Source organism: Microbacterium sp. p3-SID336, from assembly GCF_025143365.1.
GTDB lineage: Bacteria > Actinomycetota > Actinomycetes > Actinomycetales > Microbacteriaceae > Microbacterium.
In genome coordinates this window covers 32,485-46,822 of sequence record NZ_JALXPE010000003.1, presented here as the reverse complement: position 1 = coordinate 46,822, position 14,338 = coordinate 32,485, and the positions used below count along the sequence as shown (strand labels likewise).

The 14,338-nt window shown below is 70.8% G+C and carries 14 protein-coding genes; 5 read left to right on the top strand and 9 right to left on the bottom strand.

The annotated features are described in order from the left end of the window. Together M3C17_RS01515 and M3C17_RS01510 are read right to left on the bottom strand one after the other, a co-directional pair. Window positions 1–765 carry a LamB/YcsF family protein gene (locus tag M3C17_RS01515; RefSeq protein ID WP_259975876.1) on the bottom strand — a complete coding sequence of 255 codons (765 nt, stop codon included), beginning with the start codon at window positions 763–765 and terminating at the stop codon, window positions 1–3. A gap of 4 nt (window positions 766–769) precedes the next feature. Continuing rightward, entirely contained in the window at window positions 770–2,047 is a 1,278-nt protein-coding gene (locus tag M3C17_RS01510; RefSeq protein WP_259975875.1) for an NRAMP family divalent metal transporter, read from the bottom strand. Between the two features lie 160 nt (window positions 2,048–2,207). Here M3C17_RS01510 and M3C17_RS01505 point away from each other — a divergent pair, with 160 nt between their 5' ends. Beyond that, window positions 2,208–2,864, top strand: a complete 657-nt coding sequence (locus M3C17_RS01505) for a GntR family transcriptional regulator (RefSeq protein ID WP_259975874.1) — start codon at window positions 2,208–2,210, stop codon at window positions 2,862–2,864. Window positions 2,865–2,899: 35 nt separating this feature from the next. Here the strand turns inward: M3C17_RS01505 and M3C17_RS01500 are convergent, their stop codons facing one another. The 6 genes from M3C17_RS01500 to M3C17_RS01475 form a co-directional block, all read right to left on the bottom strand. Beyond that, window positions 2,900–3,574 carry a TetR/AcrR family transcriptional regulator gene (locus tag M3C17_RS01500; RefSeq protein ID WP_259975873.1) on the bottom strand — a complete coding sequence of 225 codons (675 nt, stop codon included), beginning with the start codon at window positions 3,572–3,574 and terminating at the stop codon, window positions 2,900–2,902. 260 nt (window positions 3,575–3,834) lie between these two features. Further along, on the bottom strand, window positions 3,835–4,830 hold the full coding sequence (locus M3C17_RS01495; protein ID WP_259975925.1) for a LacI family DNA-binding transcriptional regulator: 996 nt from the start codon (window positions 4,828–4,830) through the stop codon (window positions 3,835–3,837). Window positions 4,831–5,033: 203 nt separating this feature from the next. After that, window positions 5,034–6,464 (bottom strand): glycoside hydrolase family 1 protein, encoded by a 1,431-nt coding sequence (locus tag M3C17_RS01490; protein ID WP_259975872.1) that lies wholly within the window; start codon window positions 6,462–6,464, stop codon window positions 5,034–5,036. Window positions 6,465–6,469: 5 nt separating this feature from the next. Continuing rightward, the gene (locus M3C17_RS01485) at window positions 6,470–7,360 is read right to left on the bottom strand and encodes a carbohydrate ABC transporter permease (RefSeq protein WP_259975871.1); all 891 of its coding nucleotides are present in this window, start codon (window positions 7,358–7,360) and stop codon (window positions 6,470–6,472) included. Then, on the bottom strand, window positions 7,357–8,445 hold the full coding sequence (locus tag M3C17_RS01480; RefSeq protein ID WP_259975870.1) for a carbohydrate ABC transporter permease: 1,089 nt from the start codon (window positions 8,443–8,445) through the stop codon (window positions 7,357–7,359). The genes M3C17_RS01485 and M3C17_RS01480 overlap by 4 nt, the downstream gene beginning before the upstream one ends. Window positions 8,446–8,528: 83 nt before the next feature. After that, complete coding sequence (locus M3C17_RS01475) at window positions 8,529–9,836, bottom strand: ABC transporter substrate-binding protein (protein WP_259975869.1); 1,308 nt, start codon at window positions 9,834–9,836, stop codon at window positions 8,529–8,531. Between the two features lie 245 nt (window positions 9,837–10,081). Between M3C17_RS01475 and M3C17_RS01470 the strand changes: the two genes are divergently transcribed. The 3 genes from M3C17_RS01470 (at window position 10,082) to purQ (ending at window position 11,738) form a co-directional block, all read left to right on the top strand. Beyond that, window positions 10,082–10,612 (top strand): adenine phosphoribosyltransferase, encoded by a 531-nt coding sequence (locus M3C17_RS01470; protein ID WP_259975868.1) that lies wholly within the window; start codon window positions 10,082–10,084, stop codon window positions 10,610–10,612. A gap of 173 nt (window positions 10,613–10,785) precedes the next feature. After that, a complete protein-coding gene (gene purS, locus M3C17_RS01465; protein WP_259975867.1) occupies window positions 10,786–11,034 on the top strand; it encodes a phosphoribosylformylglycinamidine synthase subunit PurS in 249 nt (82 codons plus the stop codon). Next, window positions 11,031–11,738: a phosphoribosylformylglycinamidine synthase subunit PurQ gene (gene purQ / locus M3C17_RS01460; protein ID WP_259975866.1), complete on the top strand. Its 708-nt coding sequence runs from the start codon at window positions 11,031–11,033 to the stop codon at window positions 11,736–11,738. The genes purS and purQ overlap by 4 nt, the downstream gene beginning before the upstream one ends. A 13-nt stretch (window positions 11,739–11,751) precedes the next feature. On the opposite strand, the gene M3C17_RS01455 is transcribed toward purQ, so the two are convergent. Further along, window positions 11,752–13,014, bottom strand: coding sequence for a hypothetical protein (locus M3C17_RS01455; RefSeq protein WP_259975865.1), 1,263 nt, complete (start codon window positions 13,012–13,014; stop codon window positions 11,752–11,754). 361 nt (window positions 13,015–13,375) lie between these two features. On the opposite strand from M3C17_RS01455, the gene M3C17_RS01450 reads away from it, so the two are divergent. Continuing rightward, on the top strand, window positions 13,376–14,272 hold the full coding sequence (locus M3C17_RS01450; RefSeq protein WP_311198415.1) for an SDR family oxidoreductase: 897 nt from the start codon (window positions 13,376–13,378) through the stop codon (window positions 14,270–14,272). Window positions 14,273–14,338: the final 66 nt, after the last annotated feature.

Sequence of the window (14,338 nt, the reverse complement as noted above, 5' to 3'; positions counted from 1 at the left end):
TCAGGCTCCGGCGAAGGGCGCGATCGTGATGCCCTCGGCTTCCAGCAGGCGCTTGGTCTCGGCGGCCATCGCGACGGATCCCGGGCTGTCGCCGTGCACGCAGATCGACTGGGCGGAGACGGCGACGTCGGTGCCGTCGATCGCCCGGATCACGCCGTCCGCGGCCAGGCGCACCATGCGCTCGGCGACCGCGACGGGGTCGTGCAGCACGGCGCCCTCCTCGGTGCGGGACACGAGCTGTCCGTCCGGCTGGTAGGCGCGGTCGGCGAAGGCCTCGGCGGCGACCGCGAGCCCTGCCCGCTCGGCGACGTCGAGCACCACACCGCCCGCGAGCCCGAGCAGCACGAGCGAGGGGTCGATCGCGCGGATCGCTGCGACCACGTCCTTCGACTGCCGCTCGTCGCGGGCGATGGTGTTGTACAGCGCGCCGTGCGGCTTGACGTACGACACCCGTCCGCCGACCGCCGCGGCGAGGCCGAGCAGGGCGCCGAGCTGATACTCCACGTGGGCCTGCAGCGTCGCGGAGTCGATGTCGACCTTCGTGCGCCCGAAGTTCTCGTAGTCGCGGTAGCCGGGATGCGCGCCGATCACGACGCCGCCCGCGACCGCCGCAGCGAGGGTCTCGCGGATGCCCTCCGGGCTCCCGGCGTGGAACCCGCACGACACGTTCGCACTCGTGACGATCTCGAGCATGCTCGCATCGTCGCTCACGACCCGGTCGGGGACGTTCTCGCCGAGGTCCGAGTTCAGGTCGATGGTCGCCATGACGTCACGCTCCGATTCCGAGGAAGGCGAAGATCGGGCCGATGGACACGGCCCCCATGTACCAGGTCAGCACGGTCACGACGGTACCGGCGACGAGCAGCCAGATCGGGTACTTGCGGTCTCCGAGCAGGTCGCGGCGGAACCAGCCGATGTACATGAAGACGGTCAGTCCGATCGGCAGGATGAGGCCGTTGAAGCCGCCGACGAAGACCAGGATCGCGGCGGGCGCCGTGCCGATCGCGAGGTACACCCCGAGCGACACGACGATGAACGCGACGGTCGCGAGCTGCAGCGGCCAGCCGCCGCGCAGCTTGGCGGTGAAGGTCGAGAGGAAGGTGGCCGACGTGTACGCGGCGCCGATGACGGAGCTGATCGCGGCGGCCCAGAAGATCGCACCGAAGATGCGCAGGCCCGCGTCGCCGAGCACGGCCCCGAAGGCCTGCCCCGCGGGGTTGGCGGCCTGCGAGGACAGGTCGAGGGCGACGCCCGATGCGACCACGCCGAGGATGGCGAGGAACAGCACGTAGCGCATGATGCCGGTCACGAGGATGCCGTTGGCTGCCGCCCGCATCACGGGCTTGGCGTACTGCGGTCCGACGTGACCGGAGTCGAGGTAGCGGTGCGCACCGGAGTAGGTGATGTAGCCGCCGACCGTGCCGCCGACGATCGTGGTGATGGTGGCGAAGTTCAGCTCGTCCGGCACGAAGGTCTGCCGCAGCGCATCCCCGACCGGCGGCTGCGCGATGATCGCGACGACGACCGTCATCACGATCATGCCGATGCCGAGCACGATCAGCACGACGTCCATCACCCTGCCTGCCTTCTTCACCAGGAAGATGATGATCGCCAGGGCCGCCGTGACGGCGCCGCCCAGCTTGGGATCGACCCCGAGGAGGGCGTTGAGGCCGAGCCCGCCACCGGCGATGTTGCCGATGTTGAACGCGAGGCCGCCGATCACGACCAGCACCGCGATGACATGACCGGAGAACGGGATGGCGCTGTTGGCGAGCTCGCCGGCGCGCTTGCCCGAGGACGTGATCATGCGCCAGACGTTCAGCTGCACGGCGATGTCGACGAGGATCGAGACGAGGATCGCGAAGGCGAAGGCGGCGCCCATCTGGGCGGTGAACGTCGCGGTCTGGGTGATGAAGCCGGGGCCGATGGCGCTCGTCGCCATCAGGAAGATCGCGCCGATGACGGCACTGCGCCCTGCGCGCTTCTTCGCGGTGGCGGCTCTGGCCTCGTCCTCAGGGGTGAGGGCGGCGGAGGACTGCTCGGACATAGGGGTTCCCATCGTCGTTGGTGGGCGTCGGATAGGCACCCAGTGTAGAACGGACCACGCCCGATTGTTCAACAATAATGTTTCCATCGTGCGACAGCCGCATTGCCATCTCGTACCGATCCCGGGCGGAGCGGCCCGGGCACCCGCCTACGATGAAGGCATGAACCAGCAGGGCCCGCTCGCCGACGTGCTCCGTCAGCGCATCATCGACGGCGACTTCGCCCCGGGCTCCCGCCTGTCCGAGTCGGCACTGGCCGAACGGTTCGACGTGTCGCGCAACACGCTGCGCGAGGCCTTCCGCGTGCTGGCGGAGCAGGGCCTGGTCGAGCACATCCCGCACCGCGGAGTCTCCGTGGCATCGCCGTCCATCGCCGACGTCGTCGACATCTACCGCGCCCGCCGCATCATCGAGTGCACGGCTCTGCGGCACTCCGAGCCCGAGCACCCGGCGGTGCAGCGCATGAAGGACGCGGTGGACGCCGCCGAGGATGCGGGGAGCCATGCCGCGCGCGACGACGCGGGCACGTGGCGAGCGGTCGGCAGCGCCAACATGGCCTTCCACGTGGCACTGGTCGACCTGGCCGACAGCCCCCGCCTCGCCCGCACCTATCGCAACGTCGCGGCCGAGTTGCGGCTGGCGTTCCTCAAGATCGACGATCCGCGGTCGCTGCACGAGCCGTTCGTGCGCAAGAACCGGGCCGTGCTCGACGCCTTCCTCACGCAGGGCGCCGCGGCGGGAGCCACGGAGCTCGAGCGCTACCTGGTGCAGTCCGAGCGCGTGGTGCTCGGCGCCTTCGCCCGGATGCACCTCGCCTGACCCCACGGGGGCACCGGGGCGCTGGGGCCGCCGGCTCAGTCGTGGGTCGCGCTCGTACGCAGGGAGGCTGTCGCCCGCGGACGCGGCTCCCCGTCGCGCGGAGGGTTCGGCAGCGGCATGGGCTCGGCGGGTGCGGGCAGCCCGTAGCGCTGGTGCAGCCAGCGGCGCGCGTCCTCGAGCGGGTAGGTGTCGCCGTAGACGCAGTACTTGACGAAGATCCCCTCGAGGGTGCTGCGCAGCATGATCTCCTCCAGCGCGGGATCCGCGGCGCCGCGGGCGCGGAAGACGGCACGCACGGCATCCTCGGCCGCAGCCACCGCCTCGGCGTGGCGCTGCTCCGACTCGGCGAACAGCCGGTGGGTCGCCGGTTGCTGCTGCATCGCGAGCACGGCCCGCTGCAGCGGCATCGCGAAGGCCGCAGCCATCAGGGTCCCGTCGATGATCGCGGCGAGCATCTCGTCGGGCGCGCCGTCGACGCGAGCCAGTCCGAGCACGGTCTCGAACCAGCGGTCGATGACGGCGCCGATGAGCTGATCCTTGCCGCCGAAGTGGTAGTTGACGAGGCCCTGCGCCACACCGGCGCGCGAGGTGATCTCGGCGACGCTCGCGCCGGCGACACCGCGTTCGCTGAAGGCCTCGATCGCCGCCTGGATGATGTTCTCGCGCGCACGCTCACGCGCCTGGCGGTTCTGCTCGTGGGTTCGAGCCATGGGACGACCACCTCCCGGAAGTTTTCCAGAATATCGGCGAGCGGTGTACCGTTTCCATTGAACGCTCATTCAGTTATTGCGTTCTGCGTGGACCACGTTCACCACGGCCGCGCGGGTGCGTCCCTGACCAGGAGGGGGCGCCAGGGCCGCATCCGCGCGCGCTCGATCGAAGCCGCCGGCCAGTCCGCACCGCCGTGCAACCCTCCGCCCGACCGCCGTCCTCAGGATCTGCACGGACCGGGGGCGCAGCGCGACGATGCTCAGGCCGAGGCGCGGACCACGAGCTCGGTCGGCAGGATGGTCGTCCGCGCTGGGTCCTCTCCCGCCAACCGCGACAGCAGTACGCGCGCCATCGTCTCCCCCTGCGCGTACATCGGCTGCCGCATGGTGGTCAGCTGCGGATCGGTCGTCAGCGCGACCGACGAGTCGTCGAACCCGACCAGCGCGATGTCCTCGGGCACGCGCACCCCCGCGGCCCGCAGCGCCGTCAGCGCACCCCTGGCCATCAGGTCGCTCGCCACGAAGATGCCGTCCGGCCGGTCGGCCGCCAGCAGCCGGCGGGCAGCCTCCGCGCCGCTCGCCTCGCTGTAGTCGCCCTCCTCCTCGGCCACCGGCGTGAGCCCCGCGTCGGCGAGCGCCGCCCGGAAGCCCTGCACGCGATCGGTCGAGGAGATCATCGTGAGCGGTCCCGAGATCGTGGCGATGCGCGTCCTGCCGATGTCGACGAGCCGCTGCGTGGCGACCTTCGCGCCCGCGACGTTGTCCACGTCCACCACGTAGTCGGCCTCGCCGCGGCGCACCGGACGCCCGCCGAAGACGACAGGGACGGCGTCCGCGATCCGGTCCACGAACGCGTCGCTCGCGTGATGCGACACGATCAGGGCGCCGTCGACACCGCCGTTGCGCACGAAGCTCGTCATCTTGTCGCCGGGGTCGTCGCTCGCGATCAGCAGGTTGAGCAGATAGTCGGAGCTGCCGAGCGCCCCGGTGATGCCCGCCACGATCGCCGCGAAGAACGGATCGCCGAAGAAGCGCGTGGTGTCCTCCGGGACGATCAGTGCGATCGCGTGCGTCTGCCGCGAGGCCAGCGAGCGGGCGGCGCGGTTCGGCACGTAGTTGAGCCTGTCGATCGCGGCGCGCACCGCGGCGAGCGCCTCCGGGCTCACCGCCGTCGAGCCGTTGACGACCCGCGACACCGTCGACCGGGACACGCCCGCCGCCGCCGCGACCTCTTCGATGGTCGCCCGGGGCGACATCAGCGCACGCTCTTCCATCGCCCTATTCTCACCGGTCCGCGGACTCGTGCCGTACCATCCGCCTGAAGAAGGCCCCCGCGCATCTCCGCGCGCACCCCGGCAATGGGCCACCCGATGCGGGCACGGTCGTCCGCCGGCTCCGGCCCGCGGACTCGTGCCGTACCATCCGTGCGGTCGCGCGCGGGCACGGTGCCGCGACCCCGTCAGAGGGCCCTGGCGGCGATCACCCGTGCGTACTCGCGACCGGAGTCCTTCACCGCCCGCTCCTGGGTGTCGTAGTCGACGCGCACGATGCCGAAGCGCTTGGCGTAGCCCCACGCCCACTCGTAGTTGTCGAACAGGGACCAGTAGAAGTAGCCGCGCACATCCACTCCGGCGTCCACCGCGTCGAGCACCGCGTCCAGGTGCCGCCGCAGGAACTCGGTGCGGTCCGCGTCGTGCACGCGCGTCTCACCCTCCTCGACCACGACCGTGTCGTCGTAGGCGGCGCCGTTCTCGGTGACGTACAGCACGGTGCCCGCGGGCTCCGCGTACTCGGTCCAGATGCGCTGCAGCAGCCGGGTCAGTCCCTCCGGCTGCACCTCCCAGCCCTGCGCGGTGCGCGGCAGCCCGCGCTCGACCGCGTGGATGCCGTCGGGCGCCGGGTGCGGGCTGCGGGTGACGTGTGCCGTCGCGGGAACGCTCGACGCGGGCGCCTCCTCCGGCGCCGTGCCCGAGACGAGGTCGCCGTGGTAGTAGTTCACGCCCTGCGTGTCGATGTGCTGGGAGATCGTGTCGAGGTCCCCCTCGTGCACCGCAGCCTCGAACCGTGCGACCGCGTCGGCGTCGACGGCGCGGATGTCCTCCACGATGTCCGCGGGGTAGGCACCGCGGTAGATCGGGTCGAGGAACCAGCGGTTGAACTGGCCGTCCAGGCGTCGAGCCGCGTCCACGTCGGCGGCGTCCGCGGGGTCGGCCGGGTCGACGACGGTGTGGTTCAGCGTGATGCCGAGGTTGAGGGACGCATCCCTCGACCGCAGCTCCTTCACGGTGGCTCCGTGCGCCAGCAACAGGTGGTGCGACGCGAGCAGCCCCTCGGCGACGCTGGTGTGACCGGGCGCGTGCTCGCCGCCCGTGTACGACAGGAACGACGAGCACCACGGCTCGTTGAGCGTCGTCCACACGTTCACACGGTCCCCCAGCGCGTCGTGCATGGTGCCCGCATACTCCAGGAAGCGGTCGACCGTGTCCCGGCTCGTCCAGCCGCCGAGCTCCTGCAGCGCCTGCGGCATGTCCCAGTGGTACAGCGTGAGCCAGGGCAGGATGTCGGCGGCGAGCAGCTCGTCCACCAGGCGCGAGTAGAAGTCCACGCCCGCTCGGTTCACCGCGCCGCCGTCCGGGCGCACGCGCGCCCACGAGGTGGAGAACCGGTAGGTCTGCAGCCCGAGCTCCTTCATGAGCGCCACGTCCTGCGGGTACCGGTGGTAGTGGTCGCACGCCACGTCTCCGGTGTCGCCGCCGACGACGGCACCAGGCACCCGGGCGAACGCGTCCCAGATGGATGCCGTCCTGCCGTCCTCGAAGGCGGCGCCCTCGATCTGGTAGGCCGCGGTCGCCGCGCCGAAGAGGAACTGCGAGGGGAAGGCACGCGTCATAGGGGTCATCCTTTCACCGCGCCGGCCATGATGCCACTGACCAGCTGCCGCCCCGCGACCACGAAGAGCACGAGCAGCGGGAGGGTCGCGAGCACCGCACCGGCGAGCACGATCGAGTAGTCGATGTAGTACCCGGACTGCAGCTGGCTGAGGGCCGTCTGCAGCGTCGGGTTCTGGGGGGAGAGCACGATCAGCGGCCACAGGTAGTCGGTCCATGCGGTCATGAACGTGAACAGGCCGAGGATCGCCATGGCCGGTCGCGCGGCGGGCACGCCGACCGTCAGGAAGGTGCGGAACTGGGTGGCGCCGTCGACCCTGGCGGCTTCGATCAGCTCGTCCGGGATCACGTCCACCAGGTACTGCCGCATGAAGAAGACGCCGAACGCGGTGACCAGCGTCGGCACGATGACGGCGCCGATCGTGCCGGTCCAGCCCAGCTCCCGCATCAGCATGAACAGCGGGATGATGCCGAGCTGCGTGGGGATCGCCATGGTCGCGATCACGAACACCATCAGACCGTCCCGCCCGCGGAAGCGCAGCTTCGCGAACGCGTACCCCGCGAGGGTGGAGAAGGTGACGACGGAGATCGTGATGATCGACGAGATCAGCACCGAGTTGCCGAGCGCGAGCCAGAACGGGATCGCGTCGAAGACCTTCGCGGCGTTCGCGAGGAAGTTGCCGCCCGGGATCAGCGGCAGCGTCTCACCGCGGGTGGCGTTGGTGCCGCTCGCGACCACGAACGACCACCACAGCGGGTAGGCGCTGCCGAGGACGAACGCGGCCAGCAGCCCGTAGGCGAGGAATCCGGGGCGGCTGCCGACGCCCGCGGTCCCGGTGGTCGCGCCGCGTCGGCGCCGGAGGCGCTCCGGCACGCTGAGGGCCTGGGTGGCGGTCATCGCGCCTCCTCCTCGGTCGTGATGGCGATCGTCGCGCCGGCTGCGGCCGCGGTCGCAGCCGTGCCGGCGGTGCGGGCGCGGCGTCGCGCGGCCCGGTTCCTCGGGGCGTCGCCGGTGGAGATCCGGCGCGAGATGAGGAAGTTGATCAGACCGATGCCGACGATCAGCAGGAACAGCAGGATCGCCACGGCCGAGGCCTCGCCGAGATCGCGACGGAAGAAGGCCAGCTCCCACAGGAACAGCACCGTGGTCTGGAACTGCCGGTCGCTGCCGCCGATGCCGCCCGCGGTGGACACGTCGAACAGCCGCGGCTCCGCGAAGATCTGCAGCCCGCCGATGGTCGCGGTGATGATCACGAAGATCAGCGTCGGCCGGATCGTGGGGATCGTGATCGAGAAGAAGCGCCGTGCGGAGCCGGCGCCGTCGAGGGCCGCGGACTCGTACAGGTCGCGCGGCACGGCCTGCATCGCCGCGAGCAGGATCAGGGCGTTGTATCCCGTCCACCGGAAGTTCACCATGACCGCGATCGCGAGATGGGACAGGACCGTGTCGTGCTTCCACTGCTGATCCGCGATGCCCACCAGGTTGAGCAGGTTGTTGGCCAGCCCGTCGGCCTCGTTGAAGATGCTCGAGAAGATGATCGCCACGGCGACCGGTGTCACCACGAACGGGATGAGCACGCTCATGCGCCAGAACGTCGGCGCCCGCAGCCCGCGGTCCAGCAGGTAGGCGATCACGAGTGCGACCGCGATCTGCGGGATCGCCGACAGCAGGAAGATGCTGAGAGTGTTGCGGATCGAGTTCCAGAACATGCCGTCGCCGAGGATCTCGACGAAGTTGCCGAGCCCGACGAAGTCGCCCTCGCCCTTCAGCAGGTCCCACTCGTGCACCGCGACCCACACCGTGTAGAGCAGCGGGAACAGCCCGACGAGGCCGAACAGCAGGAAGAACGGGGAGATGTAGAAGTACGGCGACGCGCGATGGTCGAACCGGGAGACGCGGGTGCGCCAGGAGCGGCGCGGCGGGGCGTCCGACGGGGCGGGGGCGGCGGTCTGCTGCTCCGCGGGCGGGGCGGTGAGGGTCATGTGCGTGTCCTTAGCCGGGAACCGGGCTTCGACAGGCTCAGCCACCCACGCCGGGGCCACTGAGCCTGTCGACGCGGAGATGATCAGCCGACCAGCTCGTTCAGCAGGCCGATGGCCTGGTCCCAGGCGCCCTGGGTGTCGGTCTCACCGCGGTCCAGGCTGCTCAGCGCCGGGCCGAACACGTTCTCCTGGATGACGGAGTCGTCGGCGCCCTTGAACTGCGCCACGACGCCCTTGGCCCGCTCGGCGAGGATCGCTCCGGTGGGGGCGTCGTTGAAGAACTCGTTCGGCGTCGCCTCCTCGGCGAGGGTCTCCTGAGCCTTCACCGTCGAGGGGAAGTTGCCCGCGGCGGCGGACTGCTTCACCTGCTGCTCGGGCTGCGTGAGCCAGTCCGCGAGCTCGGCCGCGGCCTCCTTGTGCTGCGAGGTCTCCGGGATGGAGAGGAACGCGCCACCCCAGTTGGCCGCGCCTCCCGGGAACACGTCCGCGAAGTCCCAGCCCGTGGAGGCGTCGCCGCCGCCGGCCTCGATCTGCCCCTGCACCACGCCGAGCATCCAGCCGGGGCAGACGAAGGTCGCGAAGGTGCCGTCGACGAACGACTTGCCGCCGTTCCAGTCCCAGGCGGTCTGCGCGGCGGACTGGCCGCCCTCGGTCGCGGCCCCGAGCAGCTCGAACCGCTGCTGCAGCTCGTCGTTGCCCTCGACGTTCAGCTCGCCGTCCGCCGTGTAGTAGCCCTCGTCGAGCTGGTTCACCATGGCGTTCCAGACGAAGCCGGAGTGGTCGTACCAGGCCTTGCCCGTCTTCGCGGTGTAGTCGGCGCCCACGGCGAAGTAGTTCTCCCAGTCGCCGTTCAGCAGCTCGGCGACGGACTCGCGGTCGCCGGGCAGGCCCGCGGCCTCGAACGCGGCGCCGTTGTAGCAGATGCCGCTCGGGCCGATGTCGGTGCCGTAGCCGATGACGCGACCCTCCGGGTCGGTGGCCTGGCCGTACTTCCAATCGACCCAGTCGCCCTTGCGGTCCTCGATGCCGTAGTCGCGGAGGTCCACGAAGGTGTCGGAGACGTCCATGATCGCGCCGAGCCAGCCCTCCTCGATCGCGACGATGTCGCTGAGGCCGGAGCCGGCGGCGATCTTGGTGAAGGCGTCGGTGCGGGCATTGCCGCCGGTGTCGATGTTGGTCGCCTCGATCTTGACGTTCGGGTGCGCCTCTTCGTACTCGTCGTAGAGGTCTTCGTAGCCGAAGGTGCCGAACGTGGTCACGGTCAGCGTGATCTGCTCGTCGGCGCTGCCTTCGTCGCCTCCGCCGCTGCCGGAGCAGCCGGCCAGGGCGAGGGCGGAGACGGATGCCACGGCGGCGGTCGCCAGGATCCGGGTGCGGGCACGTGTGTTCACGGGTCACTCCTTTGTGGTGGTCGTGCGGTGGTGGTGGTTCGGGGATTCATGGGAGCGCTCCCACGAACTTCGATGCACTCTATGGGAGCGCTCCCACGGCTGTCAACCCGACCTCGCCCCGGCGTCGGCCGCGCCCCATCCGTTCACAACTCAGGCAGAACCGCGCACTTACGCGGAGTACGGCCCGATTCCGGCCCTGCACCCCGTGTTTCTCCTGAGTTGTGAACGCGGCGTACCCTTGACCGGTGCCCGAAGCCACCCTGTCCCCCGCCCTCGCCCGCGCCGAAGCGCTGATCCGCAGCGTCCCCGACTATCCGGAGCCGGGCATCGTCTTCCGCGACATCACGCCGCTCCTCGCCGACGCCGAGGCCCTGCGGGTCACCACCGAGGCCATCATCGAACCCTTCGCCGGGCAGTTCGACGTGGTCGCCGGCATCGAGGCGCGCGGCTTCATCCTGGCCGGCGCGGCCGCCATCGCCGCCGGCGTCGGGCTCATCCCGATCCGCAAGGCCGGCAAGCTCCCCCGCCCTGCCGCCTCGGTGGACTACGCCCTCGAGTACGGCACGGCCACGATCGAGATGCACGACGACCTGCCCGCGGGATCCCGCGTGCTGCTGATCGACGACGTGCTCGCCACGGGCGGCACGCTCGCGGCCGGCCGTCAGCTGGTGCAGCGCCTCGGCAGCCACGTCGCGGGGATCTCCGTGCTGTTCGAGATCGACGGGCTCGGCGGCCGCGAGGCCATCGGCGACCTGCACACCGTCTTCCACTCCTGAGGACACCCGTTTCGAGGCCCGGGCTGTCGCCGACGCCGCGGCGCCGGGCCGCAGGCGAGACGGGCTCTCGACGACGGTCCGCGGTCTCGCCGGACGGATCCTCGCCGCGTATCGACGGGACGGGGAGCCAGTAGACTGGACCCGCCCGTCCACCCGCGACTCTTGGAGCCGTCATGCCCACCATCGTCGTCGACGTCATGCCCAAGCCCGAACTGCTCGACCCGCAGGGGAAGGCCGTCTCCGGCGCGTTCGCCCGCCTGGGTGTCGAGGGCTTCACCGACGTCCGCATCGGCAAGCGCTTCGAGCTCACGGTCGAGGGCGAGGTCACCGACGAGGTGCTCGCCGAGGCCAAGCGTCTCGCCGACGAGGTGCTGTCGAACGCCGTGATCGAGGACGTCGTGGGCATCGAGGTCGCAGAATGACGATCCGCATCGGGGTCGTCACGTTCCCCGGCTCACTCGACGACGTCGACGCGCAGCGCGCGGTCCGCATCGCCGGCGCCGAGCCGGTCGCCCTCTGGCACGGGTCGCACGACCTGGAAGGCGTCGATGCGCTCGTCCTTCCCGGGGGCTTCAGCTACGGCGACTACCTGCGCGCCGGAGCCATCGCCGCGCTCTCGCCGATCATGGCCGAGGTGAAGGACGCCGCCGCCCAGGGCATGCCCGTGCTCGGCATCTGCAACGGCTTCCAGATGCTCGTCGAGGCGCACCTGCTGCCCGGCGGCCTGATCCGCAACGGCCACCAGCACTTCGTGCGCCGCGATCAGAAGCTCACGGTCGAGAACGCCGACACCGCCTGGACCAACGCGTTCCGCAACGGCCAGGAGATCATCATCCCGCTGAAGAACGCCGACGGCGGCTACATCGCCGACGAGGAGACGCTCGACCGCATCGAGGGCGAGGGCCTGGTGGCGTTCCGCTACGCCGGGGTCAATCCGAACGGCTCGCTGCGCGACATCGCCGGCCTCACGAACGAGGCCGGCAACGTGGTGGGGCTCATGCCGCACCCCGAGCATGCCACCGAGCCGGGCTTCGGCCCGGACACGGCCGCTGCCATGCGCAGCGGGGTCGACGGACTCGACTTCTTCACGAGCGCGATCGCCGCCGTCGCCCGCGTCGCCGCCTGACGCGGTCGCGCGCTCAGCGCGTGGCGGGCAGCGCGAACGGGTTGTCGCCGGCCTCGGCCAGCAGGTACCAGGCCGTCGTCCCGGTGTGCAGACTCGCGTAGTAGAGGTCGCCGAAGCCCGAGTCCAGGCCGTCGGTCGAGGTCGCCACGATGCCCTTGCCGTCGCCGTTCGCCGCGTCACGCTGCGCCAGACGGACATCCGCGAGCAGCGCCTCGGCCTGCGCCGCGTCCCCCTCGGCTCCCCGCAGACGCAGCGCCAGGGCGAGGTGACCGCTGCCTTCGAACCAGGCCTTCGACACGTCCACGTCGCTGATCGACGGGCCGCGGTAGGGGCCGTCCGTCGCCATCAGGCGCGCGAGGGTCCAGTCCAGCGCCGCACCGTACCGCGGGTCTCCGGTGGCGAGCGCGCTCCACGTCTGCGCGTCGAGCGGGACCGGGCGGGTGTTGATCGTGCTGCCGTCGAGGAGCGTGCCGGTGTCGACGTGTCCGTCGGCGCTCTGCATCGCGGCGACGAATCCCGCCGCGACCGCGGCACGGTCGGACCACACGGCGTCGCCCGTGAGTGCAGCGAGCTGCGTGAAGAAGCCCGCCACGTCGCTGTTGTGCTCGGTGGACTTCCACGTCAGCGCGGCGCCGGTGTCGGTCTGCCCTCCCGTGTAGCCGTAGGGGGCGCGCGTCAGGTCGGCGGTGTTGGTCTGGATCCACTCGCCGATGCGCAGGGCGCCCTGCAGGTACTTCTGCTCTCCGGTGGCGTGGGACAGCCGCGAGAGCGCGAGCCCGACCCACGCCTGGTTGCCGGTGAACGAGCCGGGGCCGGTGATCTCCACGCGGCCCTGGCGGATGCCGTGCGGCTCGTAGGAGGCGCGGGTGCGTCCGTCCCCGATCGGGTCGTGCGCCTGCACGAAGAGCATCGTGTCGCCGATGGCGCGGGCGCGGCGCAGGTCGTCGGGGAGGCCGCGGGCGGTGTAGGCGATCACCACCAGGGCGTCGTCGTACACGAACGACGGCGTGAAGTCCCAGGTGGGGGTGGTGAAGAAGCCGCCCTGGTAGCTCCGCGGCAGGCAGCGCCCTGCGCCGTCGCAGAACTCATCGACCCTCGCGTCGAGGAACTCGTAGGCCAGGGCGACCGAGCGGGCGGAGTCGTCGGCCTCGGGGCCCGCGTCCTCGCTCGGCGCTCCCGCGTCGGACACCGCGGGGGCGGCGCCGGCGAACACGGCGCCGACGACGAGCGCGGCCACGACGACCCAGGGCGCAGCGCGACGGCCGGTACCGGACATGGGGTCCCCTCGATCGGAACCGCGCACGGGGGCGCGCGCGTGCGACCGGACAGGTCACCATCCCAGGGTTCTCCCCTCACGGCGTTCACTGAAGCGTCTTTCGGCCACTCCTGCCCGTCCGGATGTCGAGGTTCGAACGAGGTCGACGGGGTGCGCGACGGGCGGTGTCTTTCGGGCAGCCCTCTCCGGCCGGACATCGAGGGTCGCGCGACGCCGGGGATGCGAGCGGGGTCGCCTCCGGCTCGCCGGTCCCCGCCGCGCGCGTAGCAAAGCCGCGCGGAGGGTGCAAGGCGTTTGCCGGTCGCCGGAGACGGCGCGCAGCATGGGTGGCCAGTCCACGATCCCCCGGAAAGGACGAGCCATGTCCCGCGACCAGTACACCTTCACCAACCCGGCCGAGCTCTACGCCGACATCCAGCCGCAGAAGCAGCACATGCGCGAACCCGGCCTCGACGCCGACCTGACACCGAAGGCCGACCTCGGCGAGGAGACCTACCGCGGCACGGGGCGCCTGACCGGCCGCAAGGCCCTCATCACGGGCGGCGACTCGGGCATCGGCGCGGCCACGGCGATCGCGTTCGCCAGGGAAGGGGCCGACGTGGCGATCTCGTACCTGCCCGAGGAGGAGGAGGATGCGAGCCGCATCGCCGGGATCCTGCGAGAGGCCGGCGCCACGGTCGCGACGCTCCCCGGCGACCTCCGCGACCCGGAGTACTGCCGCACGCTGGTCGCCGAGGCGGTCGCGGCACTCGGCGGTCTCGACATCCTCGTCAACAACGGCGGCAAGCAGGTGTACCAGGAGACGCTCGCCGACGTCACGGACGAGCAGTTCGACGACACCTTCCAGACCAACGTCTACGCCATGTTCCGCATCACGAAGGCCGCGCTCCCGCACCTCCCGGCCGGTGCGACGATCATCAACACGACGTCGATCCAGGCGTACTCGCCGTCCGACATCCTCGTCGACTACGCCTCGACCAAGGCGACGATCAACGCGTTCACCAAGGGGCTCGCGCAGCAGCTCGCCCCGAAAGGGATCCGCGTGAACGCCGTGGCACCCGGACCCATCTGGACGCCGCTGCAGCCGAGCGACGGACAGCCGCAGGAGAAGATCGACCAGTTCGGTCAGGACACTCCGCTGGGCCGGATGGGACAGCCCGCCGAGCTCGCTCCGGCCTACGTGTTCCTGGCGTCGCCGGAGTCGAGCTACGTGATCGGCGAGACCCTGAACGTGAACGGCGGTATGCCCACGCCCTGAGCGCAGGCCGTCGCCGAACCGTTTCGATCCGCGCGCTGGCGGGAGTGTAAGCGTTTGCAGTAGCCT

Coding starts and splice junctions, on each gene's coding strand:
- M3C17_RS01515 (WP_259975876.1), bottom strand. CDS start 765: ATGGCGACCATCGACCTGAACTCGGACCTCGGCGAGAACGTCCCCGAC.
- M3C17_RS01510 (WP_259975875.1), bottom strand. CDS start 2,047: ATGTCCGAGCAGTCCTCCGCCGCCCTCACCCCTGAGGACGAGGCCAGA.
- M3C17_RS01505 (WP_259975874.1), top strand. CDS start 2,208: ATGAACCAGCAGGGCCCGCTCGCCGACGTGCTCCGTCAGCGCATCATC.
- M3C17_RS01500 (WP_259975873.1), bottom strand. CDS start 3,574: ATGGCTCGAACCCACGAGCAGAACCGCCAGGCGCGTGAGCGTGCGCGC.
- M3C17_RS01495 (WP_259975925.1), bottom strand. CDS start 4,830: ATGTCGCCCCGGGCGACCATCGAAGAGGTCGCGGCGGCGGCGGGCGTG.
- M3C17_RS01490 (WP_259975872.1), bottom strand. CDS start 6,464: ATGACGCGTGCCTTCCCCTCGCAGTTCCTCTTCGGCGCGGCGACCGCG.
- M3C17_RS01485 (WP_259975871.1), bottom strand. CDS start 7,360: ATGACCGCCACCCAGGCCCTCAGCGTGCCGGAGCGCCTCCGGCGCCGA.
- M3C17_RS01480 (WP_259975870.1), bottom strand. CDS start 8,445: ATGACCCTCACCGCCCCGCCCGCGGAGCAGCAGACCGCCGCCCCCGCC.
- purS (WP_259975867.1), top strand. CDS start 10,786: ATGCCCACCATCGTCGTCGACGTCATGCCCAAGCCCGAACTGCTCGAC.
- purQ (WP_259975866.1), top strand. CDS start 11,031: ATGACGATCCGCATCGGGGTCGTCACGTTCCCCGGCTCACTCGACGAC.
- M3C17_RS01455 (WP_259975865.1), bottom strand. CDS start 13,014: ATGTCCGGTACCGGCCGTCGCGCTGCGCCCTGGGTCGTCGTGGCCGCG.
- M3C17_RS01450 (WP_311198415.1), top strand. CDS start 13,376: ATGTCCCGCGACCAGTACACCTTCACCAACCCGGCCGAGCTCTACGCC.